Genomic DNA, 1759 nt, shown 5'->3' with positions numbered 1-1759 from the left:
GTCCGCCGTCCCTCCACCTCCGGGAAGCGCAGGTCGGTCCCCACCGAGATCGACCAGGGGGTGTCGATCAGCTTGGCCGCGCCGCGGAAGAACCGCCGCGCCAGCCCGTCGGTCCCCTGCGCGATCAGGCGGCGCAGCAGCAGCGCCTCCAGCGCCGCGACCGTCATGCCCTGCCCGTAGATGGGGTTGAAGCTGCACAGGGCGTCGGCCACCACGAGATAGCCCTCGGGGAAGCGCCGCAGCCGCTCGTAGCGCCGCCGCAGGCTCGCGGGGAAGCGCATCTTCACCGGTGCGTCCAGCGGCACCGCCGACCGGAGGATCTCGGCGATCTGCGGTGCGGCGAGCGTGCCGGCGTACTCCGCCATGTCCTCGTCGCCGGTGGGCGGCTCCTCGCCCAGCATGCCGGACAGGGCGACGCTGATCCGGCCGTCCTCCTGGGCGGCCACGATCCCCGCGCGCGGCAGCCCGGGGACGGCGTTGGTGAGCGCCCCCAGCAGTCCGTCGAGATGGTGCGGCTCCCGCCGGTAGCTGCGGGTCACGTAGGTGACGCCGACGCGCACGTGCTCCTCGGGGGCGCGCTCGTAGCCCAGCCGCTCCAGCCAGACCGGGGTGCGGGAGGCCCGGCCGCCCGCGTCGACGACCAGGTCGGCGCCGATGGCCGACTCCACCGCGCCGCCGGTGCGCGGCAGCACCCGCACGCCGGTGACCCGCCGGGAGTCGGGGGTCGCGGTTACTCCCAGCACCTCGCACGCGGGAAGGACGCTCACCCCGGGCAGCGCCGCGACGCGGGCCCGCACCACGTGCTCCAGGAGCGGCCTGCTGACACCGAAGGCCATCAGCGGGGAGGGCGCCCGGCGCATCCGGTATCCGTCGTTGTACCAGTGGACCTGGTGCTGGAGGTCGATCAGCGGCGCCCCCAGCGAGGCCAGCTCGTCCGACAGGCCGGGGAAGAGCCCTTCGAACAGCTCCCTGCCCCGCGCCAGCAGGACGTGCAACTGCCGGTCCTGCGGGACGCCACGCCGCCCGACCGGGTCCTCGGGCAGCAGGTCGCGGTCCACGATGGTGACCTTGGCGTACGTTTCGCTGAGTGCGCGGGCGACCAGCAGTCCGCCGATGCTGGCGCCGATGACGATCGCGCTGTCGGCCTGTGCCATGCGCAGCAGCGTACGTCGGAGGGGTATGGCCCTGGCATCTTCACGCGTGCTCGATCCGCGCGGCCCGCACCGGCGCGGGCCCGCCGGACGGGCGGTGCGGGCAGGCCGGGCGGGAGGTCAGCCGAGAAAGTCGAACGCCAGGCCCGCGCCGCCGTCCAGGGCCCGGCGGTAGGCGACCCAGGCGAGCGCCAGATCCTGCCAGGGCAGCCCGACCGGTGCGTAGACGGTGACCTCGTCGCCGCCGCGACGGCCGGGCACCTCACCCCGCAGCACCTGCGCCAGCGTGCCCGCCGCGTCGGCCGCGGTGAGCCCCGCGTTGCCCAGCGCGCCCATCGCGACCGCCAGGGACACGTCGTCGACGATGACGCGGCCGGCCCGTAGCAGGGACGCGGCGAGCTCGGACTTGCCGGGTTCGTCGGCGCCCAGGGAGGTGACATGGGCGCCCGGCCCCACGTCCGAGGCCCCGAGGAGGGGCTCACGTGACCAGGTGGCGAGCACGGAGATCTCCGCGACCCCCGCCGCCGTGGCCGCGTCGGGGACGACCTCGCAGCCCGCGCTCCGGAAGGCGGCGGCATGGCGCCCGGCGAAGTCGGCGGCCCGCCGGG

At 75.6% G+C, this 1759-nt stretch carries 1 protein-coding gene and 1 pseudogene; both read right to left on the bottom strand.

Annotated features, from left to right (window positions below; all coding sequences use genetic code 11):
- Nucleotides 1–1154 (bottom strand): FAD-dependent oxidoreductase (locus ACWDS7_RS48255; protein ID WP_451934794.1); only part of this gene is annotated, 1154 nt, incomplete at its 3' end.
- A 117-nt stretch (nt 1155–1271) separates the two neighbouring features.
- Nucleotides 1272–1759: pseudogene (locus ACWDS7_RS48250) on the bottom strand (ornithine cyclodeaminase family protein); the annotation flags it as partial.

This window comes from Streptosporangium sp. NPDC003464 (assembly GCF_053588315.1).
The sequence above is the reverse complement of the archived record's forward strand: the minus strand, read 5'-3'. Positions and strand labels throughout refer to the sequence as shown.